This is a genomic window from Mesorhizobium sp. M1252, assembly GCF_040318265.1.
Taxonomy (GTDB): Bacteria; Pseudomonadota; Alphaproteobacteria; order Rhizobiales; family Rhizobiaceae; genus Mesorhizobium.
In genome coordinates this window covers 154,340-180,510 of sequence record NZ_JAMYLX010000010.1, presented here as the reverse complement: position 1 = coordinate 180,510, position 26,171 = coordinate 154,340, and the positions used below count along the sequence as shown (strand labels likewise).

25 protein-coding genes are annotated in these 26,171 nt (G+C 63.1%); 15 read left to right on the top strand and 10 right to left on the bottom strand.

Annotation, left to right across the window (positions count from 1 at the left end):
- Window positions 1-147 precede the first annotated feature (147 nt).
- The 3 genes from NKH22_RS21035 to NKH22_RS21025 all read left to right on the top strand — a co-directional run bounded on the left by NKH22_RS21035 (window position 148) and on the right by NKH22_RS21025 (window position 1,833).
- Complete coding sequence (locus NKH22_RS21035) at window positions 148-909, top strand: Crp/Fnr family transcriptional regulator (RefSeq protein ID WP_023670093.1); 762 nt, start codon at window positions 148-150, stop codon at window positions 907-909.
- Window positions 910-1,033: 124 nt separating this feature from the next.
- The gene (locus NKH22_RS21030; RefSeq protein WP_023670092.1) at window positions 1,034-1,360 is read left to right on the top strand and encodes an ElaB/YgaM/YqjD family protein; all 327 of its coding nucleotides are present in this window, start codon (window positions 1,034-1,036) and stop codon (window positions 1,358-1,360) included.
- Window positions 1,361-1,371: 11 nt separating this feature from the next.
- Window positions 1,372-1,833, top strand: a complete 462-nt coding sequence (locus NKH22_RS21025; RefSeq protein ID WP_023754150.1) for a hypothetical protein — start codon at window positions 1,372-1,374, stop codon at window positions 1,831-1,833.
- A 162-nt stretch (window positions 1,834-1,995) separates the two neighbouring features.
- On the opposite strand, the gene NKH22_RS21020 is transcribed toward NKH22_RS21025, so the two are convergent.
- On the bottom strand, window positions 1,996-3,570 hold the full coding sequence (locus NKH22_RS21020; RefSeq protein WP_502908585.1) for a sensor histidine kinase: 1,575 nt from the start codon (window positions 3,568-3,570) through the stop codon (window positions 1,996-1,998).
- Window positions 3,571-3,685: 115 nt separating this feature from the next.
- Between NKH22_RS21020 and NKH22_RS21015 the strand changes: the two genes are divergently transcribed.
- The gene (locus NKH22_RS21015) at window positions 3,686-3,913 is read left to right on the top strand and encodes a hypothetical protein (protein ID WP_023683960.1); all 228 of its coding nucleotides are present in this window, start codon (window positions 3,686-3,688) and stop codon (window positions 3,911-3,913) included.
- A 26-nt stretch (window positions 3,914-3,939) separates the two neighbouring features.
- Here the strand turns inward: NKH22_RS21015 and NKH22_RS21010 are convergent, their stop codons facing one another.
- Window positions 3,940-4,860, bottom strand: coding sequence for a diacylglycerol/lipid kinase family protein (locus tag NKH22_RS21010; protein ID WP_023701350.1), 921 nt, complete (start codon window positions 4,858-4,860; stop codon window positions 3,940-3,942).
- Window positions 4,861-5,118: 258 nt separating this feature from the next.
- On the opposite strand from NKH22_RS21010, the gene NKH22_RS21005 reads away from it, so the two are divergent.
- Window positions 5,119-6,423 carry a PRC-barrel domain-containing protein gene (locus NKH22_RS21005; protein ID WP_352910812.1) on the top strand — a complete coding sequence of 435 codons (1,305 nt, stop codon included), beginning with the start codon at window positions 5,119-5,121 and terminating at the stop codon, window positions 6,421-6,423.
- Between the two features lie 125 nt (window positions 6,424-6,548).
- Here the strand turns inward: NKH22_RS21005 and NKH22_RS21000 are convergent, their stop codons facing one another.
- The gene (locus tag NKH22_RS21000) at window positions 6,549-8,087 is read right to left on the bottom strand and encodes an alkaline phosphatase family protein (protein WP_352910810.1); all 1,539 of its coding nucleotides are present in this window, start codon (window positions 8,085-8,087) and stop codon (window positions 6,549-6,551) included.
- Window positions 8,088-8,304: 217 nt separating this feature from the next.
- Here NKH22_RS21000 and NKH22_RS20995 point away from each other — a divergent pair, with 217 nt between their 5' ends.
- The 4 genes from NKH22_RS20995 (at window position 8,305) to NKH22_RS20980 (ending at window position 11,474) form a co-directional block, all read left to right on the top strand.
- Window positions 8,305-9,237, top strand: coding sequence for a VOC family protein (locus tag NKH22_RS20995; protein ID WP_023696420.1), 933 nt, complete (start codon window positions 8,305-8,307; stop codon window positions 9,235-9,237).
- Between the two features lie 4 nt (window positions 9,238-9,241).
- Window positions 9,242-9,874 (top strand): alpha/beta hydrolase, encoded by a 633-nt coding sequence (locus tag NKH22_RS20990; protein ID WP_352910807.1) that lies wholly within the window; start codon window positions 9,242-9,244, stop codon window positions 9,872-9,874.
- Window positions 9,867-10,166, top strand: coding sequence for a GNAT family N-acetyltransferase (locus NKH22_RS20985; RefSeq protein ID WP_023683956.1), 300 nt, complete (start codon window positions 9,867-9,869; stop codon window positions 10,164-10,166). The genes NKH22_RS20990 and NKH22_RS20985 overlap by 8 nt, the downstream gene beginning before the upstream one ends.
- Before the next feature lie 249 nt (window positions 10,167-10,415).
- A complete protein-coding gene (locus NKH22_RS20980) occupies window positions 10,416-11,474 on the top strand; it encodes a dipeptidase (protein ID WP_352910804.1) in 1,059 nt (352 codons plus the stop codon).
- A gap of 3 nt (window positions 11,475-11,477) precedes the next feature.
- Here NKH22_RS20980 and NKH22_RS20975 read toward each other — a convergent pair whose 3' ends face one another.
- Genes NKH22_RS20975 through NKH22_RS20960 form a run of 4 tightly spaced genes read right to left on the bottom strand, consistent with a single transcriptional unit; the run spans window position 11,478 to window position 16,175 of the window.
- On the bottom strand, window positions 11,478-11,723 hold the full coding sequence (locus tag NKH22_RS20975; RefSeq protein ID WP_023670081.1) for a hypothetical protein: 246 nt from the start codon (window positions 11,721-11,723) through the stop codon (window positions 11,478-11,480).
- A gap of 2 nt (window positions 11,724-11,725) precedes the next feature.
- On the bottom strand, window positions 11,726-12,952 hold the full coding sequence (locus NKH22_RS20970; RefSeq protein ID WP_352910802.1) for an aminomethyl transferase family protein: 1,227 nt from the start codon (window positions 12,950-12,952) through the stop codon (window positions 11,726-11,728).
- Between the two features lie 51 nt (window positions 12,953-13,003).
- Window positions 13,004-14,569 carry a phytoene desaturase family protein gene (locus NKH22_RS20965; protein WP_352910800.1) on the bottom strand — a complete coding sequence of 522 codons (1,566 nt, stop codon included), beginning with the start codon at window positions 14,567-14,569 and terminating at the stop codon, window positions 13,004-13,006.
- Entirely contained in the window at window positions 14,556-16,175 is a 1,620-nt protein-coding gene (locus tag NKH22_RS20960) for a phytoene desaturase family protein (RefSeq protein WP_352910799.1), read from the bottom strand. Before NKH22_RS20960 ends, NKH22_RS20965 begins: the two co-directional genes overlap by 14 nt.
- A gap of 201 nt (window positions 16,176-16,376) precedes the next feature.
- Between NKH22_RS20960 and NKH22_RS20955 the strand changes: the two genes are divergently transcribed.
- The 5 genes from NKH22_RS20955 (at window position 16,377) to NKH22_RS20935 (ending at window position 21,517) form a co-directional block, all read left to right on the top strand.
- Complete coding sequence (locus tag NKH22_RS20955) at window positions 16,377-17,177, top strand: class I SAM-dependent methyltransferase (protein WP_023690119.1); 801 nt, start codon at window positions 16,377-16,379, stop codon at window positions 17,175-17,177.
- A gap of 27 nt (window positions 17,178-17,204) precedes the next feature.
- On the top strand, window positions 17,205-17,885 hold the full coding sequence (gene betI / locus NKH22_RS20950; RefSeq protein ID WP_023670076.1) for a transcriptional regulator BetI: 681 nt from the start codon (window positions 17,205-17,207) through the stop codon (window positions 17,883-17,885).
- Between the two features lie 58 nt (window positions 17,886-17,943).
- Window positions 17,944-19,032, top strand: a complete 1,089-nt coding sequence (locus NKH22_RS20945) for an ABC transporter substrate-binding protein (RefSeq protein ID WP_352910797.1) — start codon at window positions 17,944-17,946, stop codon at window positions 19,030-19,032.
- Window positions 19,033-19,148: 116 nt separating this feature from the next.
- Window positions 19,149-20,225, top strand: a complete 1,077-nt coding sequence (locus NKH22_RS20940; protein WP_023734631.1) for an extracellular solute-binding protein — start codon at window positions 19,149-19,151, stop codon at window positions 20,223-20,225.
- Window positions 20,222-21,517: a flavin monoamine oxidase family protein gene (locus NKH22_RS20935; protein WP_352910795.1), complete on the top strand. Its 1,296-nt coding sequence runs from the start codon at window positions 20,222-20,224 to the stop codon at window positions 21,515-21,517. The genes NKH22_RS20940 and NKH22_RS20935 overlap by 4 nt, the downstream gene beginning before the upstream one ends.
- A gap of 40 nt (window positions 21,518-21,557) precedes the next feature.
- Here NKH22_RS20935 and NKH22_RS20930 read toward each other — a convergent pair whose 3' ends face one another.
- The 3 genes from NKH22_RS20930 to NKH22_RS20920 all read right to left on the bottom strand — a co-directional run bounded on the left by NKH22_RS20930 (window position 21,558) and on the right by NKH22_RS20920 (window position 24,461).
- Window positions 21,558-22,631, bottom strand: coding sequence for an ABC transporter ATP-binding protein (locus NKH22_RS20930; RefSeq protein ID WP_023696411.1), 1,074 nt, complete (start codon window positions 22,629-22,631; stop codon window positions 21,558-21,560).
- Between the two features lie 91 nt (window positions 22,632-22,722).
- Complete coding sequence (locus tag NKH22_RS20925; protein ID WP_023670071.1) at window positions 22,723-23,547, bottom strand: ABC transporter permease; 825 nt, start codon at window positions 23,545-23,547, stop codon at window positions 22,723-22,725.
- Window positions 23,544-24,461, bottom strand: coding sequence for an ABC transporter permease (locus tag NKH22_RS20920; protein WP_023822569.1), 918 nt, complete (start codon window positions 24,459-24,461; stop codon window positions 23,544-23,546). Before NKH22_RS20920 ends, NKH22_RS20925 begins: the two co-directional genes overlap by 4 nt.
- A gap of 283 nt (window positions 24,462-24,744) precedes the next feature.
- Between NKH22_RS20920 and NKH22_RS20915 the strand changes: the two genes are divergently transcribed.
- Window positions 24,745-26,157: an aminotransferase gene (locus NKH22_RS20915; RefSeq protein WP_023670068.1), complete on the top strand. Its 1,413-nt coding sequence runs from the start codon at window positions 24,745-24,747 to the stop codon at window positions 26,155-26,157.
- Window positions 26,158-26,171 lie beyond the last annotated feature (14 nt).

Genomic DNA, 26,171 nt, shown 5'->3' with positions numbered 1-26,171 from the left:
GAATTCGCCTCAATGGAGTGTAGCGAGTCATGATCGCTATTTGCCATCCTGTCATTTAAAAAAGACATGCCATCGGCAGCGGAACCGCGGCCTTGCAAAGGCGTAGCACTCAGTCTCTGGCAAGAGACTTTCGAAAGAGGGATCGAAATGTCGGGCCAGAACGGTCGCTCGTTTTCCAGCCGTCAGTACCCATGCGAGATATGCCCGCTTCGGCCATTGCCGGTGTTCCGGGAATTCGAGAAGCAGGAGCTTGCCTATGTCAGCATGTTCAAGAAGGGCGAACTGGCCGTCGACAAGGGCGCCACAGTGCTGGTCGAAGGCAGCCAAAGTGCTCATCTCTACACCGTGCTTTCGGGCTGGGCCTTCCGCTACAAACTATTGTCGGACGGCAGGCGCCAGATCCTGAACTACTCCATGCCCGGCGATCTTATCGGGCTGCAGGGCAGCCTGATGGGCGAAATGCAGCACTCGGTCGAGGCGCTGTCGCCCATGCTGTTGTGCGTCTTCGAGCGTGAAAACCTGCACGAGCTCTACCGCAACCATCCGGGCCTTGCTTACGACATTACCTGGCTGGCGTCGCGCGAGGAGCGCATGCTGGACGAGAACCTGCTCAGCGTCGGTCGGCGCACGGCGGTCGAGCGCACCGCCTATCTCATAGCCTTCATCGCCAGCCGCGCGGCGGCAGTCGGGCTCAACGGCAAGGCGCCGGTGCAAATCCCGATTACCCAGCAGCATGTCGCCGATACGCTCGGCCTGTCGCTGGTCCACACCAACAAGACGATCCGCAAGCTCATCGATCGCAAGCTGATCGCCTGGCGCGACGGCGGTTGCGAAGTGATCGACGGGGAGGGGCTGAAGGATCTCGCGCGCTGGGAGGGCCTAAGCGAAGGCCGTCGGCCGCTGATCTGACAGGCAGGCCTCCATCTGGGGCTGGACTCGCACTTGCAAACACCCTTTCATGGATACGGTTTCCGATTTCGGAACCATGACGTGTGTCGGGCGTTTGAAGCCAAGCAAACGCAAGGAGTTTAGAATGGCAACTGCCGCAGGAAAAACCGCCAACGAAAGTCAGACGAACGCCGACCTGGAAGCCGACATTCGGCAGTTGAAGGCGGATATCGAAAAGTTGACCAAGCAATTGGCCAAGACCGGCGAACATGGTTACGGCACGGCGCGGCGCGCTGCTGCCGAAGGCGTCGACCAGTTGCGCGCGCAGGGCGAAGCCGTCTTCGACAGCCTGCGTGGCAACGCCAAGGATCTTGAGGCCCAGATCACGGCCAATGTGCGCGAGAAGCCGGTCACTTCACTGGCGATCGCGGCCGGCGTCGGCTTCCTGTTTGCGCTTCTTGCCCGGCGCTAGTTTCGACAGAGATGGGCATGCTGGCACCGCTTATCTCGGCCTTGGCCTCGGGTGAAGCCATTGCCGCCATGCGCCGCGCGCGCACGGCGGCAATCGTCTACGGGCTCGCCGCCGTGGCTGCCCTGTGCGGCCTCGGGTTTCTCCTGGGGGCGGCCTACATCTGGGCGGCTGACCGTTATGGCTCGATGGCCGCCTGTCTTGGCTTCGCCGCTGGTTTCCTGGTACTGGCCGGGCTTATCGTGCTAATTCATCAACTTGCGGCTGGAACGCGTGCACGCCGACGTGTGCGAAGGCGCAATGCCGACCTGAAGGCGCTCGGTATCACCGCGGCGCTTGCCGTGCTGCCGGCCTTGCTCAAGGGGAAAGGCGGGAAGGGCGTCATTCTCGGCCCGATGATCGCGCTCGCGGCCTATGCCATCTACCGCGAGAACGTCAAACCGGATCCGGGCGATCCAGACAGCGAAGCCGACTAAAGCGCGTCGCGCTGATGCGCTTTTCCCGGGAAAATCGCTCTGCACTTCTGGAATCGCTTTAATGCATGTCGCCCAGAAGTGTGCCGCGGTTCTGGGACAACGACATGCATCAAAACAAAGACTTAAAGCGCGTCGTATGAATCCGTTTCAGCGTGACGCGCTTTAGGCCGGCAGATCTTCAAGCGGCATCGATATTTCGGCGAACACGCCTTCGCTGCGGAATTCGTGGGTCACCTCGCTCGATAAAACCTTGGCGAGGCTGCGGCGGATCAGGATAGAGCCGAAGCCCTGGCGTTCCGGCGGGTCGACTTTCGGCCCGCCGCTTTCGATCCAGGTCAGCACAAGGCGGCGCGCGCCTTTCTTGCCCGCCGCCTTCCAGTCGACATCGACCTTCCCCGAGCCAACCGACAGCGATCCGTATTGCAGCGCGTTGCTGGCCAGTTCGTGCATGATCAGGCCGAGCCCCACCGCCTGGTCGGGCGAAAGCAGCAGCTCCGGACCGGAGATCACGATGCGCGGCCGTTCTGCCGAATCGAACGGCTTGACCTCGATCTGCATCAGTTCGCGAATACCGATTCCGCGCCATTCGCGATCCGACAGCAGGTTATGGGCAGCGCCCAGCGCCTGCAGCCTGGCGCCGAAGGCTTCCAGGAATTCGCTTGGGCGGCGAGCGTGGCGAACGGTCTGCGTCGCCAGCGCCTGCACCGTTGCCAGCGTGTTCTTGACCCGATGGTTGAGCTCGCGCAGCAGCAGCCTTTGCCGGTCCTCGCCGAGCTTGCGTTCCGAGATGTCGTAGTTGACGCCAAAGATAAGCGTCGGCTTGCCTTCGCCGTCGCGCTCGATGACGCGGCCGCGGGTGACTATCCAGCGCGGCGGATCGAAGCCTTTGACCCGGTATTCGCCGAAATAGTCGTCGCTGCCGGTCAGGGCATCGCGAAAGCGCGTCTCGGTCTGGTAGACGTCGCGCGGGTCGATGGCGGCCAAAATGTCGCGCGCCCGCAGCCGGTTCGAACGCGGCAGGTTGAACAGCTCCGACAAACGCACGTCGCATTCGATCATGTCGGTGCGGATATCCCAGGCCCAACTGGCGAGCGAGGCGGCGTCGAGCGCTATGGCTCGGCGCTTTTCCTCCTGCGCCAAAGCAGCCGTGGCAATGGCGCCGCTGCGGGTGGCGTCCTTGAGGGTAAACAGGCTGGCGGCGAGGCTGGCCAGCGATTTCAAATGATCGAGCGCGGCAGCGGACGGAAGTTCATGCGGCTCCCGGTCGAGTACGCACACCGTACCGACGCGCGCGCCGGCGACCACCATCGGCGCTCCGACATAAAAGCGGACATGGTGTTCGCCGGTGACCAATGGGTTGCGGGAGAAGCGAGGGTCGATGCTGGCATCCGGCACCACCATGGGCTCGTCGCCGGCGGCAATGGTATGGGCGCAGAACGATATGTCGGTCGCGGTTTCGGTCTCGTTGAAGCCGACACAGGATTTGAACCACTGTCGTTCGGTGTCGAGCAGCGTGACGAGCGCGATCGGCGCCTGCATCACGGCTGCGGCAAGGCCGGTGATGCGATCGAAGTCGGGATCGGAGTCGGTGTCGATCGCGTCAAGCCTATGCAGTACGGCAAGCCGCTCCGGCGCCGCCACGGCGCGGCGGACCTCAACCGGCAAACCAGCCTGCTTCGCCACCTTGCTATCCACCAAGCCCCCTCGCTTGCAGGCCCCACCTGCGGCGGCGCGCATCTCGCGCGGCCGTCGTCGCGCGCCGGAACTTTTGTAGCAAGCAATCGTTACCCCACCATGTTTCGCTGGCGATGGTTTTATCCACCATCCCGGTTGCGCGATAGGAAAGCCGCCAATGACCAAGATCGCCCCTGAAAACAAAGCCCGTCAGGGGCGCTGGGGTTGGCACGGCCTGCGCATATTGGTCGCCGCGTTGCTCCTGGCTTTCATTGCTTGGGGAGCGGCCGAGATTTATGGCCAAAAGATCGATCCAGATACCCCTGAAAGCCAGGGGCAGCCCACCGGCCAGAGCGCGCCGGCCAACCAGAGCGCGCCAGCCGGCGAGGGGCAGTCGGGCGGCTAGGGTTTTCCGCGTCACTCGTAATCGCATCAGGCGGCCTTCGCCTGGGCGGCTTGCGCCGGAACCAGGACGTTCAGTGCGCCAGGGTGGATCTGGATTGTCGTTTCGCGCTCCAGCTTGACCAGTTCGCCGTCGATGACGGCGCCGAATTTCTTGCTCCCTGTATGGATCTTCACGATTGCCTTGTCGGCCTGATGAGTTTCGACATGATCGCTGTCGCGCCACCTGCCTCGAGCCATGTCGAAGAGCGCCCTGACCAGCTCGCCACGCTGCCGCGCCACGGTGACATAGATGCCGAGCACGCCGCCGGCAGGATTGTCGGCATAAGGCAGATGGCCTTCGCCAAACAGATTGTTGGAAATGCCGATGCCGCTGATGCGGGTCACGATCTCGGCTTCGCCGACCGTCAATGTCACCTTCATGGCGGGAGGATTGTTGATCGTAGTCCAGGCGGCCTTGGCCGAAGCGCGAATCTTTCCCAGGCGCGAGGCGAATTCCATATTGTCGCGCAGCTTCACCATCCTGGCGTGCAGGCCGATCGAGAACTGATGCACGAACGGCCGGCCATTCGCGCTCGCGATATCAACCGCCATGATCTCGCCGTCGGCAAAGGACTTCAGCGCGCCATCGATGGTCTGCGGAATTCCAAGGCCGCGGGCGAACAGGTTCATTGTTCCTGCAGGCAGGACGGCCAGCGCCTTCTTGCCATTCATCAGCCGCCCCGCGGCGGCCGAAATGGTGCCGTCGCCGCCACCGGCCAGCACGACGTCGAAGTCGCGCCGCGCGGCGACCTTGTCGAGCGCCGCGACAATCTCCTTGCCGGCGACGATGTCGATCTCGATGGAGTGACCAGCCGCCTCGAGCGTCTGGCGCATCCGGTCGGTTAGCGCTGAAAGATCGGTGGTCCGCAAGGTGCCGCCGTCCCGGTTCAGCACCGCTGCAAATCGCATGCCCCACTCCGTATTCTTTTTAGCGGCCGGAATGCCAGCCGCAGGCTGAAACGGGCAAGCTTGGGAAAGGTTCCATCGGCCGGGTGGGAATGTCGGGCGATTCCGCGGACTTGCCCAGGGTATTTCGATGCTCCCGTTTTTTCGGAACAAGCGCCTTGTCACAACGTTGTGATCCCATTGGAGGCGCCGCCTTCGGTCTCCCGGCAAGTGGTTTGCCGATTGCGGCGCACATGAGATCACGCAAGAGGAGACTTAATCATGATCCGCACACTGTTCGCGACGACCGCACTGGCAACGCTGATCGCTACCGGTGCGTTTGCGCAGTCAACGACGACCCCGGCGACGACCCCAGCGCCGGCTGAAGCCCCTGCTACCATCGCGCCGGCGCCGCAACAGGCCGACGGCGCGCTGATGACCAATATCATTGGCGAGTCTGTCTACAATGGCACTGGCGACGATGCGCAGAAGATCGGTGACGTCAGCGACGTCGTCCTCGATGAAAACGGCCAGGCGAAATCCGCCATTATCGGCGTTGGCGGCTTCCTCGGCATAGGCAGCAAGAACGTCGCCTTCGACTACGGCAAGTTGCAATGGGTCGAGAGGAATGGTGATCGCTGGCTCGTCGCCGAGACGACGAAAGAAGCGTTGACGGCGCTGCCCGACTTCGACCGTAAGCCTTACGATCCGGCCCCGGCGCCTGCTTCCACGGCGCAGAACGACCCGCAGAAGCCGGTTGATCTCAACGCCGCGCCGTCAGAACCGGCGGTGAAACGCGCTGACGGCAATCTCGCAACCAACATCATCGGCGAGAATGTCTACAATGGCACTGGCGACGATGCCCAGAATATCGGCGACGTCAACGACATCGTGCTGACCAAGGATGGCAAGGCGCAGTCGCTGGTGATCGGCGTCGGCGGCTTCCTCGGCATGGGTGAAAAGAACGTCACCTATGATTTCGCCAAGGCACGGTGGGCCGAAAAGAACGGCGATCGCTGGCTGGTGGCGCAGACGACCAAGGAGGAACTGCAGGCGCAGCCTGATTTCGACCGCAAGCCCTATGATCCGGCGCCGGTGACGACAACCTCCGACGCAACGCAGCCGACTGCTCCCGCTGCCCCGACGGCCGTTGCACCGGCTGACAATGCTCAGCCAGCGGACAAGACCGCGGAAGCTACGGCCGGTACAAAAGCCACCGATCCGACGCAAACGGCAGCGATCGACAAGTCGACACTGACCGAAATGCCGGTCGGCAACATCAGAGGCGACGACCTGAAGGGCACCACCGTCTATGGCGCCAACGACGCCAAGGTCGGCGAGATCGGCGACGTCGTGCTCACGCCCGACAGCAAGCCGGATGCCGTCATCATCGATGTCGGCGGCTTTCTAGGCATCGGCGCCAAGGAGGTCGCGGTCGGCATGGACAAGCTCAAATTCATGACCGACAAGGACGGCAACAAATATCTCTACACCAACTTCACCAAGGAGCAGCTGCAGGCGCAGGCTGCGTATGACAAGGGCAGCTATGCCGAGAAGCGCGACCAGCAGCGGATGATGGTACAGTAAGGGAATAGGCAGTAGGGATTGGGCAGTAGGCGAAACCGAGTGACGAGGCAATCAGGCCGCCAGAACATTCTACTGCCTACTGCCTACTGCCTACTGCCTACTGCCTACTGCCTACTGCCTACTGCCTACCACATATCCACCACCCCTTCGTCCGTCAGCTCTGCAAGCGCCAACGACTGGTCAAGATGCTCGGCGCGCCAGGCAAGCAGTCGCTCGGCAAATTCAAGCCGCACGCTGAGATAGGCCGGGTCGGCGGCAACGTTGGCCAGTTCGCCCGGATCCTTCTGCACGTCGAAGAGCAGCGGCGGCAGGCCGCCGCCGAAATGCACGTATTTGAATTTTTCCGTACGGATGACGGCGAGGTTGCACTGGCGCGAGCCGATGCCGAAATGCCGTTCGGCCTCACCGCTGGCAATCGAGCGGAAGTCGAACTCCCAATGCGCCGCGTCGCGCCAATCCTTAGGCGGTTCATCTTGCAGGAACGGTTTGAGCGAGCGGCCGTCGAGATGCAGCTGGGCGTCGGCGTCAAGCAGATCGAGCAAAGTCGGAAAGATGTCGACTGCCTCGGTGAAGTGGTTGACGATCGAGCCGGCTGCATTGCCGCGTCGTGGGTCGCGCACGATCAATGGGATGTGATAGCTGCCGTCGAAGAAGCCGCCTTTGCCCAGCATGAAATGGTCTCCCATCATCTCGGCGTGGTCCGAAGTCAGCACGATGATGGTGTCATCCCATCCATTCGCCGCCTTGATCGCTTGCCAGATGCGGCCAAGCTGCGCGTCGACCTCCGAGATCATGCCGTAATAGATCGCGCGGATGGCCCGGATGTTGTCCTCGCCCCAGTCGCGCACGTGGCCGTCGGTGCCCGGGCGGAAGCTTTTCCGCTTCTGGCGGCCAAGATCATATGCCAGATAGGGATGGCTCTCAGCTTCCACCTGCCAACTTTCCTGGCGGCGGAAGGCGGGACCATCGGCTGGATCATACATAGTGTTGTAGGGCTGCGGCACGACAAAGGGCGGATGCGGGTTGATGAAGGAGACATGCGCGAACCATGGCGCATCCTGTTCGTCCAGCCAGCGAATGAATTTGCCGGCAAGAAAAGCGGTCGGCGTCTCGTCCCTGGAATAAACAGGCGGCGCATTGGTCACGGCGCCGCTCGCTTCCCCGCCCACGGGACGGTGAATGCCGGGAGAGCCTGCGCTGGTGTCGACGCCACGTGCCTTCAGCCATGACAGCCATGGTTTCTGATGCTCAGGCAGGAGCTGGCGCACGCTGAAGCCGGGCAGCACGCCCTCATAGCTTTTCAGCCGGGGATCGCCCGGCGCCATCGTGCGCGGATCGGGCGAGACGTCGGTGTAGCCGAACAATGTCGGATCATAGCCGAGGGCGCGGGCCGAAAGCGCCATGTTGCCGTGGCGGGCGTCGAGCGGCGTGCCGTTGCGGCAGACGCGATTGTTCATGTGGTAAAGGCCGGTGTAGAGGCACGCGCGGGCCGGCGAGCAGGGCGCCGCGCCGCCGTAATGCCGCTTGAAAAGGACGCCTTCGGCGGCGAGCGCATCGGCATTCGGCGTCTTCACCACGGCATAGCCGGCAGCCGACAGGCAATCGCCCCGCCATTGGTCGCAGGAGATGAATAGGACGTTCGGTCGTCTGCTTTTCGCGGCCAATGCTCTATCCTGTCACGTCGGGAAGACGTTCAATGAACCGGAATTTGGCTGCGGCGCAAGCCTGTCGGTCTTGCTTAAATGGTGAACGAAAATTTCCTGCTGTTCACTATTGGGATACAGTCCATTCTGAGATTGCCGCCTTTGCCATTGCCGGGCGGCCCCTCATATAGGCGTGGACAGCGGCAAGGGCCGCAAACCGAAGGGAAGGAGCAAGACAATGCTCGACCAGATCAAGGGCCTGCATCACGTGACGTCGATGGCCGGCGATGCGCGCCAGAACAATGATTTCTTCACGCACAAGCTCGGCCTGCGCCGGGTCAAGAAAACCGTCAACTTCGACGCGCCAGATGTCTATCACCTCTATTATGGCGACGAGCACGGTACGCCCGGCTCGGTGATGACCTATTTTCCGTTCCCCGACATTGCCAGGGGCCGCCACGGCGTCGGCGAGGTCGGTACCACGGCCTATTCGGTGCCGGCCGGCACGCTCGGCTATTGGGAAAAGCGCTTCGCCGATGAAGGCGTTGCGGGTGTCTCCCGCGAAGAGACGTTCGGCGAGAAGCGGCTGGCCTTCGCCGGTCCCGACGGCGACGGTTTCGCGCTGGTCGAAGACAAAGCGGACAGCCGCGCGCCATGGTTGAAAGGCGGCATTCCCGCTGATGAGGCGATACGCGGCTTCCACTCGGTCTCGCTCAGATTGAAGGATGGCGGCGCCACGGAAGAGCTGTTGAAGTTCATGGGCTATGAGCAAGTGGACAAGTCCGGCAGTGTCAGCCGGCTCGCCATCAAGAACGGCAACGGCGCTGATGTCGTCGATATCGAATCGCTGCCTACCGCGGGCTTTGCCAATCTCGGCGCCGGCTCGGTCCACCATGTCGCCTTCGCGGTGGAGAACCGCGCCCAGCAACTCCAAGTGCGCAAGGCGCTGATCGATACGGGTTATGGCGTAACGCCGGTGATCGACCGCGACTATTTCTGGGCGATCTATTTCCGCACGCCGGGCGGCGTGCTGTTCGAAGTCGCCACCAATGAGCCGGGCTTCGACCGCGACGAGGACACCGCCCATCTCGGCGAAGCCCTGAAACTGCCGACGCAGCACCAGCATCTGCGGCCCTATCTTGAAGAGCATCTGCAGAAGCTGGAAGGCTGAGACGATGAGCAAGGAAGCTTACATCCATAAGGCGCTGCCGGGTTCGCCCGGCGGCCCGCTGCTCTTCGTCTTTCACGGCACCGGCGCGGACGAGAGCCAGCTGCTGTCGCTCGGGCGCGACCTCGCGCCACAGGCGACGATCGTATCGCCGCGCGGCGATGTTTCCGAGCATGGTGCGGCGCGTTTCTTCCGCCGCACCGGCGAGGGCGTCTACGACATGGACGACCTCGCGCGGGCGACCGGCAAGATGGCCGGTTTCATCAAGGCGCAGGTGGCAGCGGCAAGGCCATCTTCGGTCTTGGGTCTCGGCTATTCCAACGGCGCCAACATCCTGGCGTCCGTAGTGTTCGCCGCGCCCGAGCTGTTCGATGCGGCGGTGCTGTTGCACCCGCTGATCCCGTTCGAACCGCAGGTGCAGGGCAGCCTTGCCGGACGCCGCATCCTGGTCACCGCCGGCAAACGCGATCCGATTTGCCCGCCCAATCTGACGTCGCGGCTGGAAGCCTATTTGCGTGCCGATAGCGCCGATGTCACAGTGGAGTGGCACGATGGCGGCCACGAAATTCGGCCAAACGAGATTGAAGCGGCAAGGCGGCTTTTCGCTGCCGCGCCGGCTGAAGGAGCAAGCGATGCCTGACGAATTGCCTGAGATCGAACTCGAGGACCGCGGCTCGAAGGGACGTTATGTGCTGCGCGGACCCGGCGGCGCCGAGGCGGAGATGACCTTTACCAAGGTCGGCGAGCACCAGATCATCATCGATCACACCGAAGTGCCGGACGTGTTTCGCGGCCAGGGCGCCGGCCTTCGGCTCGTCACCCGCGCCGTCGAGGATGCGCGGGCAGTGGGCAAGAAGATCATCCCGCTCTGCCCCTTCGCCAACGCCCAGTTCCGCCGCCATCCGGAATGGGCGGATGTGCTGAAGCAATAGACCTTTTTCCCTTCTTCCCTTGTGGGGTGAGTTGCCGGTCGCCGAAGGCGAATTCATCGTGCCGGTGGCACGATGAAAGGCCGGCGAACGCCGGGACGCTGCGAAGCAGCGGGGACCCGGCAGGTGGTCGGAGTCGCTCAGCCACAAGAGCGAACACCTCTCTGGCATTTGCGCAGTTCGGCCTTCTTGCCTAAGTACACAGTTCGCCGCGGTTCGTCCGCTCCTGCCAATTGACCGAATGGCTTCCTAATGACCGAACCCGATCTCGTCCCCGTCTTCGACGGCCACAACGACACGCTGCTGCGTCTGTACCAGTCGAAAGACACAGACGTCGAAAAGCTGTTCATCGAGGGGACGCAGGGCGGTCATATAGATCTGCAGCGCGCCAAGAAGGGCGGCTTTGCCGGCGGCATGTTCGCGATCTTTCCACCGCCGGTCGAGAAGAGCAAACGCTCTGCGGTGCCGCCGGCGCCGAGCGACAATGAGCCATTGCCGCCGGAACTGCCACGCGCTGATGCGCTCAATTCCACCATCGGCATGGCCTCGATCCTGTTTCGGCTGGAGCGAGCGGGGGCGCTGACCGTCTGCCGCAGTGCCGGTGACATTCGCGAGGCGATGGCGAAAGGTTCGATCGCGGCGGTGTTTCATATTGAAGGCGTCGAGGCGATCGATCCCGAACTTACCTTCCTCGACGTGCTCTACGAAGCCGGCCTGCGCTCGCTCGGCATTGTCTGGAGCCGCCCCAACGCCTTCGGCCACGGCGTCCCGTTCCGCTTTCCGTCGTCGCCCGATACCGGACCGGGGCTGACCGATGCCGGCAAGGCGCTGATCAAGGCCTGCAATCAGCTCAAGATCATGGTCGACCTGTCGCATCTCAACGAAAAGGGCTTTCGCGATGTCGCCGCACTCAGCGATGCGCCGCTGGTCGCCACCCATTCGAACGTGCATGCGCTGTGCACCCATTCGCGCAACCTGACGGACTGGCAGCTCGGCGCTATCCGCGAGACCGGCGGCATGGTCGGGCTCAACTTCGCCACCGGCTTCCTGCGCGAAGACGGACGGATGAACTCGGACACCAGCCTCGACATCATGGTGCGCCATGTCGACTCGCTGCTGCAGGCGCTGGGCGAGGACGGCGTCGGTCTCGGCTCCGATTTCGACGGCGCCATGATCCCGGCGGTCATCGGCGACGTTGCCGGTCTGCCGAAGCTGATAGATGCGCTGGCCGCGCGCGGTTTCGGACGCGCGTTGATCGAGAAGATCGCCTATCGCAACTGGCTGAGCGTTCTCGAAAGAACCATAGGCTGAGGCTTAAGCGCCCATGCGCTTCAGCCAATCCTGGCCGCCGCGATCCCTGATCATCGGCAGCGGGTTCTCCCAGTCCAGCCGCGCGCAGATGCGGTAGACTTCGAGCGTCTCGGCGCTCATTTCGCCGCGCTTGTAGAAGTACATGGCGGCGGCATAGCGGGCGCGACCCGACCATTTTTCGCCGAGCGGCGTGTTGACCAGCTGCCACTGTTCGGCGGCTTCCGCCTCATCATCCGGTTCGTTGGCCATGATCAGAAATCCGCCGGCGGATTGGCGGTGCGGCGGTCGAGCTTGATGAAGGGACGGGCCACCACCTTGGCCCGCTTCATCAGCTTCTGGTACTGCAACTCGCGCATTGCGTAGATCTCGACCCAGAGGTCTTCGACCATCCTATCACCATAGGGACGCGTCAGCGAGGCGATGGCGATATTGCGCTTGGCCATCGGCGACCACATGGCGGCGCTGACCAGCCCGACCTCCTGATGCTTCTTGTGATAGACGATGGCGTGTTCGGCCGGGATGTTGCCTTCGATCTCCAGCCCGACCAGCACATGGCGCAGCTTGCGTTTGGCACGGGCTTCGAGGATGGCGCGGCGGCCATTGAAATGGCCTTTTCCCAGGGCGACCATAAAGCCGAGACCGATCTCGGCCGGCATGCTCCGTCGGGCGGCGCGAATGGCATGGTCTGCGGTGGTGAAGTCGGCATTGGCGACGACCAGGCCGGCTTCCAGCCGGGCGCGGTTGAGGGCGGCGTAGCCGATGGCGCGGATGCCGCGCAGTTCGCCTGCCGTCATCAGGCGGTCCCAGAGGCTGAGCGCTTTTTCGGCCGGCACGAACAGTTCGTAGCCGAGATCGCCGGTGAAGCCGGTGCGCGAGATGGTGATAGTGCCGCCATCGTGCGGGAATTCGGCGAGATCGAACACTTTGAGTTTTTCAACGCCGGCGAAACCCGCCTCGTGCAGCACGGCGAAGGAGGTTGGGCCTTGCAGAGCGAGACCAGCGACGCTTTCAGTCTCTTCTTCGACGGTCACTTCGAAACCGATGGCGCTGTCGAGCAGCCAGGGCAGGTGCCGCTCCTGCGAACACAGGCGGAAGCGGGTCGGCGACAGCCGGAACAGCGTGCCGTCATCGAGGACAAAACCTTCGTCGTCGCACCATGCGGTGTAGTGGACGCGGCCCGGTTTCAGCTTGGTGACATCGCGCAGCGTGACGCGATCGAGGAAGGCTTCGGCATCCGGCCCCTCGATGCGGTATTTGGTCATCGGCGAGATGTCGAACAAAGCCGCCTGGCTGCGGATGGCGAAATATTCGAGTTCCTCGTCCCACAGCGAACGCGGCGCGCGATAGCCGGCCCAATTGTACCAGTCCTGAGTTTTGGCCAGCGCATCGATGCGCGGCTGGAACGGCGTGCCGAGACGCAGTGTGCGGAAATGCGACTGCGCTGTGGTGCGGGCGGCGTTGTTGATCGGACTCGTCATGACGGCATTCCTTCGCCGTAAAGTGCGGCGTTGACTGGCTGAAACATCAGATCATCCCTTCATCGCGATGATGCGCCGCGCCGCATTCAAACCGGGAGCACCCGAAACGCCGCCGCCCGGATGCGAACCGGCGCCGGCCAGGAACAGCCCCTCGATCGGCGTGTCGTAGCCCGACCAGCCGGAGACGGGCCGCGACATCAACATCTGGTCGGCCTGCAATTCGCCGTGGTGCCAATGGCCGCCCGGCATCCGGTAGTTGGCTTCGATACCGGCTGGCGTCAAAAGCTCGGCATGCAGCACGGACTTGCCGATACCGGGGGCGTACGCTTCGAGCTGCGCCATAACAGCCTTGAGGAATTTCGGCTTGCCGGCATCCCAACCCTCTTTCAGCGCGTAAGGCGCGTATTGCACGGTCGCCGACAGCACGCAGGCGCCGCTTGGCGCGAGCGAGGGGTCGGAGAGCGAGGGCAGTGTGATCTCCATCACCGGTTCGGCTGAGAACTCGCCATATTTTGACGGGTTGAAGGCGCGCTCGACATGGTCGGCCGAGGGCGCGATGACCAGACGGCCCTTGTGATTATCGGCGTCGACGCCGGAAAATTGCGGTGGCCGATCGAGCGCCAGATGGAGCTTGGCAGCGTCGCCCTTCATGCGGATATTTTTTACCTTGCGCACGAAACCCGTGTCGATCTCGCGCGGACCGACGAGATCGAGCATGGTCGTCGCCGGGTTGACGGCGGAGACGATCGTTCTGGCGTGCAGCACCTCGCCGCCGTCGAGGGTCACGCCGAGGGCGCGGCCTTTCTCGACGACTATTCTGGCCACGGGCGCTGCCGTGCGGATGGTGACGCCGGCTTTCTCCGCCGCCGCGCGGATCGCGGCGACGACCGCACCCATGCCACCTTTCGGCAGCATCTGTGCCCCGGCCGCACCGTCAGTCTCGCCGGCCAGCCGGTAATAGAGGCCAAGCAGCGAGGTCGGCGAACGCGGGCCGAGGTGGCTGCCAAGCGTGGCGTCGAAGGCAAGCAGGCCCTTCAGCCTGAGATCGGCAAGCTGTTCGTCGAGCAGGTCGGCGACGTTCAACAGGAGCACCCGCAGGAAATCGCGCATGTCTTCCTTGCCGAGCTTTTTCAGCGCCACGGCCGTCTGGCCGAGCGCTCCGGTTTCAAGCAGGGACATGCCACCGAGATCGGGCGGGCGCCGCGACAGGAACGGTTTCAGGATGCCGGCATAGCGCATGAGTTGCGCGCGCAATTCCTTCCAGGCGGACTGCTCGGACGGAGTGGAGCTGGTCAGCACTTCGCCATAGGCGCCATGCAGGACAAGCGGCGGGCCGTCCCTCGCCAAGGCGACCGACGGAATGAAGTCTGCGCGGGTGACCTGCAGCCCGTGTTTGTCCAGCTCCAATATCTTCACCACGTCGGGGTGCAGGCGGTTCAGCACATGCGCGATCGAGGAGACCCGAAAACCTGGCGCAAACTCTTCGGTGCGCGCCGCGCCGCCGACATCGCCGGCCGCTTCCAGCACCAGCACCTTGCGGCCGGCTTTCGCCAGAGTGGCGGCAGCGACAAGGCCGTTATGGCCGCCGCCTATGATGATGGCATCAAATGACGTCATGGGCCGGGCTCATATGGGAGGTCGATTTGGCGAGGTCGCGCAGGATCTCGGCTGCCGCATTGCGGCCGGGTGCGCCCATGACGCCGCCGCCGGGATGTGTCGAGGAGCCGCACATATAGAGCCCGCCGACCGGCGAGCGGTATTGTGCGTAGCCCGGCACCGGGCGGTTGAACAGCAGCTGGTCGAAGGTCAGCTCGCCCTGGAAAATGTTGCCTTCGGTGAGGCCGACCTCGGCTTCGATCTCGCGCGGCGTGCGCACCTCCATATGGACGATGCGGTCGCGGAAGCCTGGCGAGTATTCGGCGATCTGCGCAACTACGCTTTCGGCGAAACCGTCGCGGTCGGCATCGGTCCAGTCGCGGCCGTTCACCTTGGGCGGTGCGTACTGCACGAAGCAGCTCATGAAATGCTTGCCCGGCGGCGCCATGGTCGGGTCGAGCGTCGTTGGGATGACCATGTCGAGGAATGGGTCGGCCGACCAGCGACCGGCCTTCCAGTCGTCATAGGCGCGCTCCATGCGCTCCATGGAATCGGTGAAATGCATGTCGCCGCGATAAACGGGTGAATCCTTCGGCAGTGCCGGGAAATCGGGCAGAGAATCCAGCGCGATGTTGACCTTGCCGGAGGAGCCGCGGATCTTGAAGTTCCTGACCCGCCGCAGGAAAATGTCGGGCAGTTCCTTCTCCTCGACCAGTTTCAGGAATGTGCGTTTGACGTCGGCGTTGGAGACGACGAGCTTGCCGTAGACCTCCTCGCCGCCGGCCAGCACCACGCCCTTGGCCTTGCCTCGGCTCACCAGCACATGGTCGACCTCGGCGCCGGTGCGGATAGCGCCGCCGGACGCCTTGAATGAAGCGGCGAGCGCCTTGGTGACGGCGCCCATGCCGCCGCGCGCATAGCCCCAGGCGCCGACCGAGCCGTCGACCTCACCCATATAATGGTGCAGCAGCACGTAGGCTGTGCCGGGCGACATCGGCCCGAGCGCGGTACCGATAATGCCGGACAAAGCGAAGTTCGCCTTGATGACATCGGTCTCGAAATATTCGTCGAGGAATTCCGAGATCGACATGGTCCAGAAGCGCAGCGTCAGCGCCATTTCTTCTGATGTCAGGCCGACGAATTTCCTGCCGAGATAGAGAAGCTCTCCGAGGTCGCGCGGCTTGAGACTGGCCGGGTCCGGTGCGGTGCGCATCAGCAGCGGCTGGATGAAACGGCACTGCCGCGTCACGTCGCGCGAATAGCGGTCATAGGCCTCCGCGTCGCGCCTGGAGAAGCGGGCGAACTCGCGCCGGTGCGCATCGTGGTCACGGTAGTTGGCGAGGTAGTCGCCGTCGCGGGTGAACACGGCGCCGCCTTCATAGGAAATAACCTGCAAGCCGAAACGCGGCAGTTCGAGGTCGCGCATGATCTCGGGGCGAAACAGCGAGCAGACATAGGAGCAGTTGGAGTAGAGGAAGCCCGGCGTCAGCTCGCGGCTGGTGGCGGCGCCGCCGACCCAGTCGTTCTTTTCCACCACCAGCACGTCGAGCCCGGCGCGTTGCAAATAGCAGGCGTTGACCAGGCCGTTGTGTCCGCCGCCGATGACGATCGCATCCCAAGCTTTCATTCGCGCCCAGCCTTCATGGTGCTCGACCCTTCATTTTCGCGTGATTTGTCGCCGAATGCGCGGAATTTGGCACGGCAGCGGCTATTCTGTCCAGCCGTTCTGAATGAATGTTCAACAAATGATATTGCGTTTTTCTGTTAATACGCTACGCTTTGCCGGCATTCGAACCTGCGCAATTCGGCTGACGGGACTTAAGGTCTGATGATCGAAACGGCAGATGGCGAGCCGGAATATGACGACGCCGCGATCCGCTTCCTCGAGGCGCTGTGGGGCGAGGGCTATCTGTCGCCGGGCGGACCAGACGAGGTCGACCGGGTGGTCGAAGGGCTGTCGCTCAGGGGCAAGACGATCCTCGACATCGGCTGCGGCTCCGGCGGCATCGCGCTGCATCTGGTGGAGCGCCACGGTGCTGCTCATGCCACCGGCTTCGACATCGAGCGGCCGGTGATCGAGGCGGCCAGAAAGCATGCCGCTGCACGAGGGCTTTCAGACCGCGCCAGCTTCGTCCAGGCGCCGCCGGGGCCGCTGCCTTTTGCCGACGCTTCGTTCGATGTCGTCTTCTCCAAGGATGCGCTGGTGCACGTGTCCGACAAGGACGCGCTGTTTGCGGAAATCTTTCGCGTGCTGAAGCCGGGCGGCGTCCTTGCCGCCTCCGACTGGCTGATCGGCCATGACGGCGAGCCGTCATCTGAGATGAAGGCCTATGTCGCGGCCGAAGGCCTGTCCTTCGCCATGGCCTCGCCGGCACGCTATGCGCAAGCGATGCGCAGCGCCGGCTTTGCCGATGTCACTGTGAAGGACCGCAATTCTTGGTACCGCGAGGTCGCACGCGGCGAGCTGGAAAGGCTGAAAGGCCCGCTCTACGAGACGGCGGCAGTCGCGGTCGGAGCGGCCTATGTCGACAAGAACATCAAGACCTGGGAAGCCATGCAGAAGGTGCTTGACAGTGGCGAGCACCGTCCCACTCATCTTCGCGGGTGGAAGCCGGCTGTGGTGGGATAGCCGGCAATGTGGAGCATGACGGCACCGATGAAAGCTGCAGCGCGCGAAGAGCGATCCTCCGACACGTCTGGAAAAACCGAGCCGGAAAAACGCGGCCGCAAGGCGTCGAAGGAGGTCAGGCAACAGCAGCTGATCGAAGCGACCATCGATTCGCTGGCCAAGCGCGGTTATTCGGAAACGACGATGGCCGATGTCGCTGACGGCGCCGGCCTGTCGCGCGGCATCGTCAACTTCCATTTCGAGAGCAAGGAGAAGCTGCTCGTCGCCACGCTGGCCTATATGGCCGACGAATATGCGGCGCATTGGCGCGTCGCGCTGACCAAGGCCGGCGAGGATCCAGCCCGGCAGCTGCGGGCGCTGGTCGCCGCCGATTTCGACCGTTCGATCTGCAACAAGCGCAAGCTCGCGGCGTGGTGCGCGTTCTGGGGCGAGGCCAAGTCGCGGCCGACCTACCAGGCGCTGTGCGGCGCGCGCGACGCGGCCTACCAGAAGATCTTCATCGACCTCTGCGCCACGCTCAAGCAGGGCGGTGGTTATGCCTATGAGCCGCAAGTCATGGCACTCGCGCTCAGCGCCATGCTGGAGGGCTTGTGGCTGCGGCTGATGATGGGCACCGAGGACGTCACCCGTGAGAGCGCGCTGCAGGCGGCAAACGAATTCCTGTCGGCCGCCTTTCCGAAACACTATCCGCCGGACAGCGGACGTTGACAACAACCGGCGGATCCAAGCCGGAGCGAACAATCAGAAACAAAGAGGATGGAACAGCATGAAAAGAACAACCCGACGCCTGACACTGACACTGACATTGGCGCTGACGGCGACGCTGGCGGCTTCGGCCGCCGCGCTTGCGGTCGCCGCCGACAAGGACCTGATCGTGTTCGACTGGTCCGGCTATGAGGACCCGAGCTTCCACCCCAGATATGTCGAGAAGAACGGCGACTCGCCGACCTTCGCCTTCTTCGGCGACGAGGACGAAGCCTTCGAGAAAGTGCGCTCCGGCTTCAAGGCCGATCTCGGCCATCCCTGCTCGCAGAGCGTAACCAAATGGCGTGAAGCCGGCCTGTTGCAGCCGCTCGACACGTCGAAGATCACCGGCTGGAAAGACCTCAATCCCGGCATCATGGCGATGAAGGATCTGGCCACCACATCGGACGGCAAGGCCTGGTTCATGCCGTGGGACTGGGGCAACACCCAGCTCACCTACAACTCCGACAAGATCGACGCGAAGGATGTGCAGTCGCTGAAGGCCTTCGCCGATCCCAAGTTCAACGGGCGGGTCTCAATCGGCGACAATGTCGACGACGCCTATGCGCTGGCCAGCCTTGCCATGGGGCTCAAGGACTGGACCAAGATGACGGACGACCAGTTCAAGCAGGCGTCCGACTTCCTGCGCCAGGTGCACAAGAATGTCCGCTCCTACTGGACCGATACCACGGACGTCGTCCAGTTGCTGAGCGGCGGCGAGGTCGATCTCGCCTGGGCATGGAACGATGCCACGGTACAATCCGTCGCTGCCGGTGTGCCGATCAAGTCCAAGAAGGATACGGACGAAGGCATCTCGACCTGGGTCTGCGGCTACGTGCTGTTCAAGGACGCACCTGGCAATGTCGACAAGGCCTATGACTACCTCAACGCGATCAACGATCCCGAGACCGCCAAGGTGCTGGTCAAGGACTGGGGTTATGGCCAGGCCAACGCCAAGGGCATGGCCGGCGTCGACCCGGCGATCCTGAAAGAAAAGGGCTATGACGACGTGCAGAAATTCGTCGACAAGACCCTGTTCCAATCGCCCGTGCCGTCGTCGCTCAAGCTCAAGATGATCGCCGAATTTGAGAAGATCAAGGCAGGCTACTAAAGCTCTGTCCGGCCTCCTCCGTCTGCCTGTCAGTGCGCCGGGCAGACGGTCTCGCCAAGGCCGCTGAAATTCCGTAACGTCGCCCGGCCGCTTTTCGCGATGAGGAGTTTCGCGCCATGAATTCCATGCTTCGCCGCCTCGCCCTTGCCGCTGCTCTTACAGTCGGCGCCGGCGCCGTGCTTGCTTATGCCGAAGGCGGCGGCGACCTCGTCGTGTTCGACTGGTCAGGCTATGAAGATCCGTTGCTGCACCCCGACTACACCGCCAAATACGGCGCCGAGCCGACCTTTGCTTTCTTCGGCGACGAGGAGGAAGCGTTCCAGAAGATGCGCGCCGGCTTCAAGGCCGACATCGCCCACCCCTGCTCGCAAAGCGTGACCAAGTGGCGCGCGGCCGGCATTCTGCAACCGCTCGACACCTCCCGGATCGCCGGCTGGAAGGATCTCAATCCCGGCATCATGGCGATGAAGGATCTCGCCGTCACCGCCGACGGCAAGGCCTGGTTCATGCCGTTCGACTGGGGCAACACTTCGCTGCTCTACCGCACCGACAAGGTCACGGCGGAGGAAGCGCAGTCGCTGAAGATTTTCGCCGATCCCAAATTCAAGGGCCGCGTCACCATCGGCGACAATGTCGATGACGCCTATGCGCTGGCCAGCCTGGTCATCGGCCTCAAGGACTGGACCAAGATGACCGACGCGCAGTTCCAGGAGGCGTCCGCCTTCCTGCGTGACGTCCACAAGAACGTCCGCTTTTACTGGACCGACGACACCGACCTCAACCAGGCCTTTACCGGCAATGAGGTCGACCTCGTCTGGGGCTGGAATGAGACCTTCGTGACGCTCAAGGGCCAAGGCATGCCGATCGCCATGAACCGCGACACGAGGGAAGGCATATCCACCTGGGTGTGCGGCTATGTGCTGATGAAGGATGCGCCGGGCAAGCTCGATCAGGCCTATGATTTCCTCAGTGCGGTCAACGCGCATGCCGTGTCCGATTACTTGGTCAAGACCTTCGGCTACGGCCACGGCAACAGCGCCGGGATGGCCGCGATCGACCATCAGGTGCTGAGCGACCGTGGCTTCGACAATCTCGACAAGTTCTTGGACAAGACGCTGTTCCAGCAGCCGGTGCCGCCTGAGCTCAAGCAGCGCATGGTCACGGAATTCGAGAAGATCAAGGCCGGCTATTGAGCGACAGGACTGAAAGAACCGATGTCGTCATCGTCGGCGCCGGTTTCACGGGCCTGTCGGCTGCGCTTGAGCTGAGAAAGGCCGGCATCGATGTCGTGCTGCTCGAAGCACGCGACCGCGTCGGCGGCAGGGTCGAGGCTATTCGCAACGGGCTTGGCGAGCGCATCGACAGCGGCGGCCAGTTTTTCTGCGAAGACATGCCGGAGGTGACGGCGCTGGCCGCGTCCCGTGGCAAGGCCTTCGTCGAAACCCATGTGAATGGCGATTTCATCACCCATCCATCGCTGTCGGTCGAAGAGGCCGAACGGACCTATCATGGCGCGATGGCAATCCGCGAGCGGATGAATGCGATCGAGCCGGACGATCCCTCGATCGCCGGCATGAGCGCTGCCGCCTGGCTCGAATGCCAGCATGATCCCACTGACGCCAAGACGGCTTTCCGCTCGATGATCGAAGGCCTGTGGTGCCTGGCGATGGACAAGGTGCCGCTGTGGTACCTCATCGACAATGACCGCCGCATCACCAACGAGGTGCCCGAGCTGCAATATTCGCTGCTCGAAACCATGCAGTCGCTGGCCGAGGACATGGCGGGAGATCTCGGCGATAGCGTTCGGCTGAACGAGCCGGTTACGCGCATCGAGCACGGGCCGCAAGGGGTTCGTGCCGTCTCGGCAGGCAGCGCCATCGAAGCGCGAAGAGTGCTGGTCGCGCTGCCGCCGGCGAGGGCCGCGAAGCTGGATTTCGCGCCCGCTCTGCCGCCAGCTCTCGCAAAGGCGCTCGGCGTCTGGGAAAGCGGTGCGGTGATCAAGATCCTGGTGCGCTATCCCACGCCGTTCTGGCGCAAGCGCGACCTCTGCGGCATGGTGATGTGGCGCGACCTGCCGGGCCTGTTCGCCTGTGACGCCAGCAAGGATGCGCAACATGCTGCGCTGGTCGTCTTCGTCGGCGGACCGCTGGCCTTGCATTGGCGTCCGCTCGCGGACGCGGCGTTGCGTGCGGAGGTCACGGCAAGGCTCGTTGATGCCCTTGGGCCGGAGGCAGCCGACATTGTCGATTTCAGCCAGCGCGACTGGATCGATGACCGCTGGAGCGGCGGCGCCTACAGCGACCTTATTGTCGATGTGACGGCACGGGATGCCGAGCGCACGATCCGTGCCGGCGCAGATCCTGTTCATTTCGCATCGTCGGAACTGTCGCCGTCATTCCCGGGCTATGTCGAAGGCGCCATCGTGATGGGGCGGATCGCAGCCAAACAGATCGCGACGGAACTTAAAATTCTTAGTGGAGCATGATCTTATTCCGAAAACCGGTTCCCACTTTTCGGGATCATGCTCAGTCCGCCATCGCCACCAGGGCCTCGGGATCGTAGCCGAGGCGGATCGAAGTGCCGACGGGGATATCGTCGGCGCCGAAGTCGTTGGTCTCGGTGACCGACAGTGGCTTTTCCAATCCGGGTATCTCGACGATCAGGTGGGTGATCTCGCCAAAATAGTGGCGTTCGACCACCTTGCCGGCCACTTCGAATTTCGCCGTCGCATTGTCCCACAGCACGCGCAATCGCTCCGGCCTGATGCCCAGAGTGGCGCCGCCGCCATTGCGCACGAAGGCCTTCGGCTTGTCGGTCCTGACCCGGCCGAAGCCCAGCGTGTCGACGACCAGCGAGGCGCTGCTCTCCTCGACGATCTGCGCTTTTACGAAATTCATGCCGCCGAGGAAATCGGCGACCTGGCGGTTGACCGGCCGCTGGTAGATTTCCTTGGGCGAGGCGACCTGGGCGATCTTGCCGCCGAACATTACGGCGATGCGGTCGGACATAGCGAGCGCCTCATACTGGTCATGGGTGACCAGCACGAAGGTGATGCCGACCGCCTGCTGCAGGCGGCGCAGTTCGACCTGCATCTGCTCGCGCAATTTCTTGTCGAGTGCCGACAGCGGCTCGTCGAGCAGCAGCACCTTGGGCCGCATCACCAAGGCGCGGGCGAGCGCCACGCGCTGGCGCTGGCCGCCGGAAAGCTCGGTGGCGAGGCGTTTGCCGAGGCCGGTGAGCGACACCTGCGCCAGCGCTTCCTCGACGCGGCGCTTTTCTTCCGTTCCTCCCAGCCTGAGCCGTTTCAGCCCATAGGCGACATTCTGCTCGACATTGAGATGCGGGAAGATGGCATAACTCTGGAATACCATGTTGGTCGGCCGGCGGTTGGCCGGGATGCCTTCCATCGACTGGCCGCCGACCGAGATCGAGCCGCTGGTCGGGTTGTCGAAACCGGCAATCATGCGCAGCAGCGTGGTCTTGCCGCAGCCGGAAGGGCCGAGCAGCGAAAAGAACTCGCCCTCCTTGATGGTCAGCGAGGCGTCGTCGAGCGCCTTGAACGCCCCATAGCTGCGGGTAACGCTGCGGATTTCGATCATTGCCCGGTCGGTTTGGGGTCGATCAGATTGGGCCCGCTCGGAATTATCTTGCTTGGATGGCTCATCCTGAGGCCGTTCGGCCCGGGACTGCTCAGGCATAGAGGCCTCCCTCGCTCTGGGTGCGTCTGGCCGCATGGCGGCGCAGGATCTCGGCAACGGTCATCAAAACGAAAGAGGCAACCAGCAGCAGCGTGCCCAGCGCCAACACACCCGGCAGCTTGGCGGCAAAGCGCAACTGGCCCCAGATATAGATCGGCAGCGTCGTCTCGGTGCCGGTCAGGAAGAAAGCGATGACGAACTCGTCGAGCGAGATGGTGAAGCAGACCAGGAGGCTGGAAATGATCGCCGGCGCCACCATCGGTAGCGTCACCCGCCGGAAGGTGCCGAAGGCACTCTCGCCGAGATCGGCGGAGGCTTCTTCGAGGCTGCGGTCGAAGCCCTCGAAACCGGCGGTCAGCACCGTCATCGAATAGGGAATGCAGATCAGGACATGGCCGAGCACGACGGTGAACAGCGACAGGCTCAGGCCTAACTGCAGCATGACCAGCAGCATGGAGATGGCGAGGATGATTTCCGGCAGCACCAGCGGCGCCATGATCAGGCCATTGATTGTGCGGCGGCCGGGATAGCGGTAGCGGGTGATCGAGCGGGCGGCGAGGATGCCGAGCAGCGTCGCCAGCACCGATGCCGAGATACCGACGATCAGGCTGTTCCAGGCGGCGTCAAGCAGCGCCGGCGTCTTCGGCAGGTCTTGGTACCATTTCAGCGTATAGCCGGTGAGAGGAAATTTTGGCGTCGGCGCGGTGTTGATCGAGAAGATCGGCAGGAAGATCACCGGCAGATAGAGAAAGACGACGTAGAGGAAGGCGTAGGCGGACAGCCAGCCGCCGGGAAAAAGGCGCCGCCTCGCTGTCATCGCGCCAGCCTCTGCAGCGCGCGGATGATGAGCACGGTGGCGCCCGCCATCAGCGTCACGACCAGCATGGTGGTCACGGACAGTGCCGCGCCGAGTGGCCAGTTGGAGGCCTTATGGAACTGCGACTCGATGGCATTGGCGATCATCACGCCATCCTTGCCGCCGACCAGCCTTGGGGTGACGTAGTCGCCGACGGTGGGGATCATGACGATGAGAGCGGCCGAGATGACGCCCGGCGCCGACAGCGGCAGCGTCACGCGCAGGAAGGAGCGCAGCGGGCCGTCGCCAAGATCGGTGGCAGCCTCGACCAAAGTGCGGTCGACCTTCTCGAGCGAAACGAAGATCGGCAGGATGGCGAAGGCCGCCCAGGCGTGTGTGAGCGTGATGATGACGGCGCTGGAATTGTAGAGTAGCGCGGTCGATGGTTCGTCGATGATGCCGAGGCCCATCAGGCCGGAATTCAGCACGCCATTATAGCCGAGGATGACCTTCCATGACATCACGCGCAGGAGATAGCTGGTCCAGAACGGGATGGTGATCAGGAACAGCCAAAGGCTCTTGTGGCGGCCGCCATGGAACGAGATGAAATAGGCGATCGGATAGGCGAGGATGACGGTGAAAAAGCTCACCGTCAGGGAAATGCAGAGCGAGCGCCAGAGCAGATCGCGGTAGATCGGCTCGGTCAGCGCGATGCGATAATTCTCCAGCGTGAATGTATGGTCGATGGTGAGGTAGTTCTGCGTCCAGAAGGAGTGGGCGAAGACCACCAGGATCGGCACGAGCAGCAGGATCAAAGCGTAGACCAAGGTCGGGCTGATCAGGGCAAGGCCCTGGACGGACTCGGACTGCAGAAGGGCGTTTCGCCTTGCTCGCGTCATGCGCCGCGTGGGCACCCCTTCGGCAGCTACCGTCATTGCAGCGACCCGGGCGTGATCTCGGTTGCTGGCTCGAACTGTTCCGCCATGATGCTCCCATCGACCGGGCCGGCTGCCTGTTCCCAATTTTTGCGGAGCGCGCTTTGCTGGCCGCGCTCCAAGCTTGCCGGCTTTCTTTCATCATGAGCGCATCCGTGCATTGAAATCAAGCGCTATTTCTGTAATATTGATTGAACGGACATTCAAAATGAAGTGAAGAAAGCCGCCCTTGGCGCTTCATGTTCTGTCCGGTGAAATTACGCTCAGACGATGCGAGGCAATGATGGCGGCTGCAAGAGACCTAAGAGCGATGGAAATGGCTGACGGTGGCGATGCGGTCGAGCTGGCCAAGCGCCATCTCATCCAGCCCTGGCCTTATGCCGGCTCGGTCGGCAATGAAGCGCGTGCGCTGATTGGCGAGGGCGATGGCATCTACATCACCGATGTAACAGGCAAGCGACTGATCGACGGGCCGGCCGGCATGTGGTGCATCAATGTCGGCCACCGCCGCGAGGAGCTGGCCAGGGTGATGTACGACCAGGCGATGATGCTGTCCTACAACACGCCCTGGTATACGATGAATGCGCCGTCGGCCGAGCTCGCCAAGCGCCTCGCCGATCATGCGCCGGGCGATCTCAGCCATACCTTCTTCACCACCGGCGGATCGTCGGCTGTCGAGACGGCACTGCGCTTCATGCAGTTTTACAACAATGTGCGCGGGCGGCCGGAAAAGAAGCTGATCCTCAGCCGCGGCGGCGCCTATCACGGCTCGACCTATCTGTCGGCCTCGCTCAACGGCCGGCCGCGCGACCGCGACTGGATGGACGGCGCCGACGATCTGGTCGTCAAACTGTCCTCGCCAGACCCGTTCCGGCGGCCGAAAGGCATTGACATCGCCGCCTTCTGCGATTTCCTGGTCGATCAGTTTCGCGATACGGTCGCCCGCGTCGGCGCAGAGAAGATCGGTGCTTTCGTCGGCGAACCGGTGCAGGCATCCGGCGGCGTCGTCGTGCCGCCGGATGGCTATCTCAAGCGCATTCGCGAAATCTGCAGGGACAACGATATCCTCTATATCTCCGATGAGGTGGTGACCGGCTTCGGGCGGCTCGGCCATGTCTTTGCCTCCGGCGATGGCTTCGGCATCGACCCCGACATGATCACCTTCGCCAAGGGCGTTACATCAGGCTATTTCCCGCTTGGCGGCGTCATCATCTCGGAGCGGCTGCTTCAGGAAATGCGCCGTTCCAACCATCCCGATGCGATGTTCGGCCATGGCCTGACCTATACCAGTCATCCCATCGGCTGCGCGGTGGCGCTGAAGAACCTCGATATCCTGGAAGACAGCGTGCTGGCCCACACGCGCGATGTCGCGCCCTATTTCCAGGCGCAGTTGAAGACGCTGGAGGAACTGCCGCTGGTTGGCGAAGTCCGCGGCATGGGCCTGATGGGCTGCGTCGAGTGCGTAGCCGACCGCGAAAGCAAGGATCCGCTGCAGCTCGACAAGGATGTCGGCAAGCGCATCGACGCGCATTGCCACGAACTCGGCCTCCTGGTCCGGCCGCTGATCAACATGTGCGTGATGTCGCCGCCGCTGATCATCACGCGAGAGCAGATCGACGACATGGTGGCGATCCTGCGCGAAGGCATTTCGCGGACCATGGACGATCTGCGCAAAGAGGGCGTGTGGCAGGGGTGACTGGCAGTTCCGCC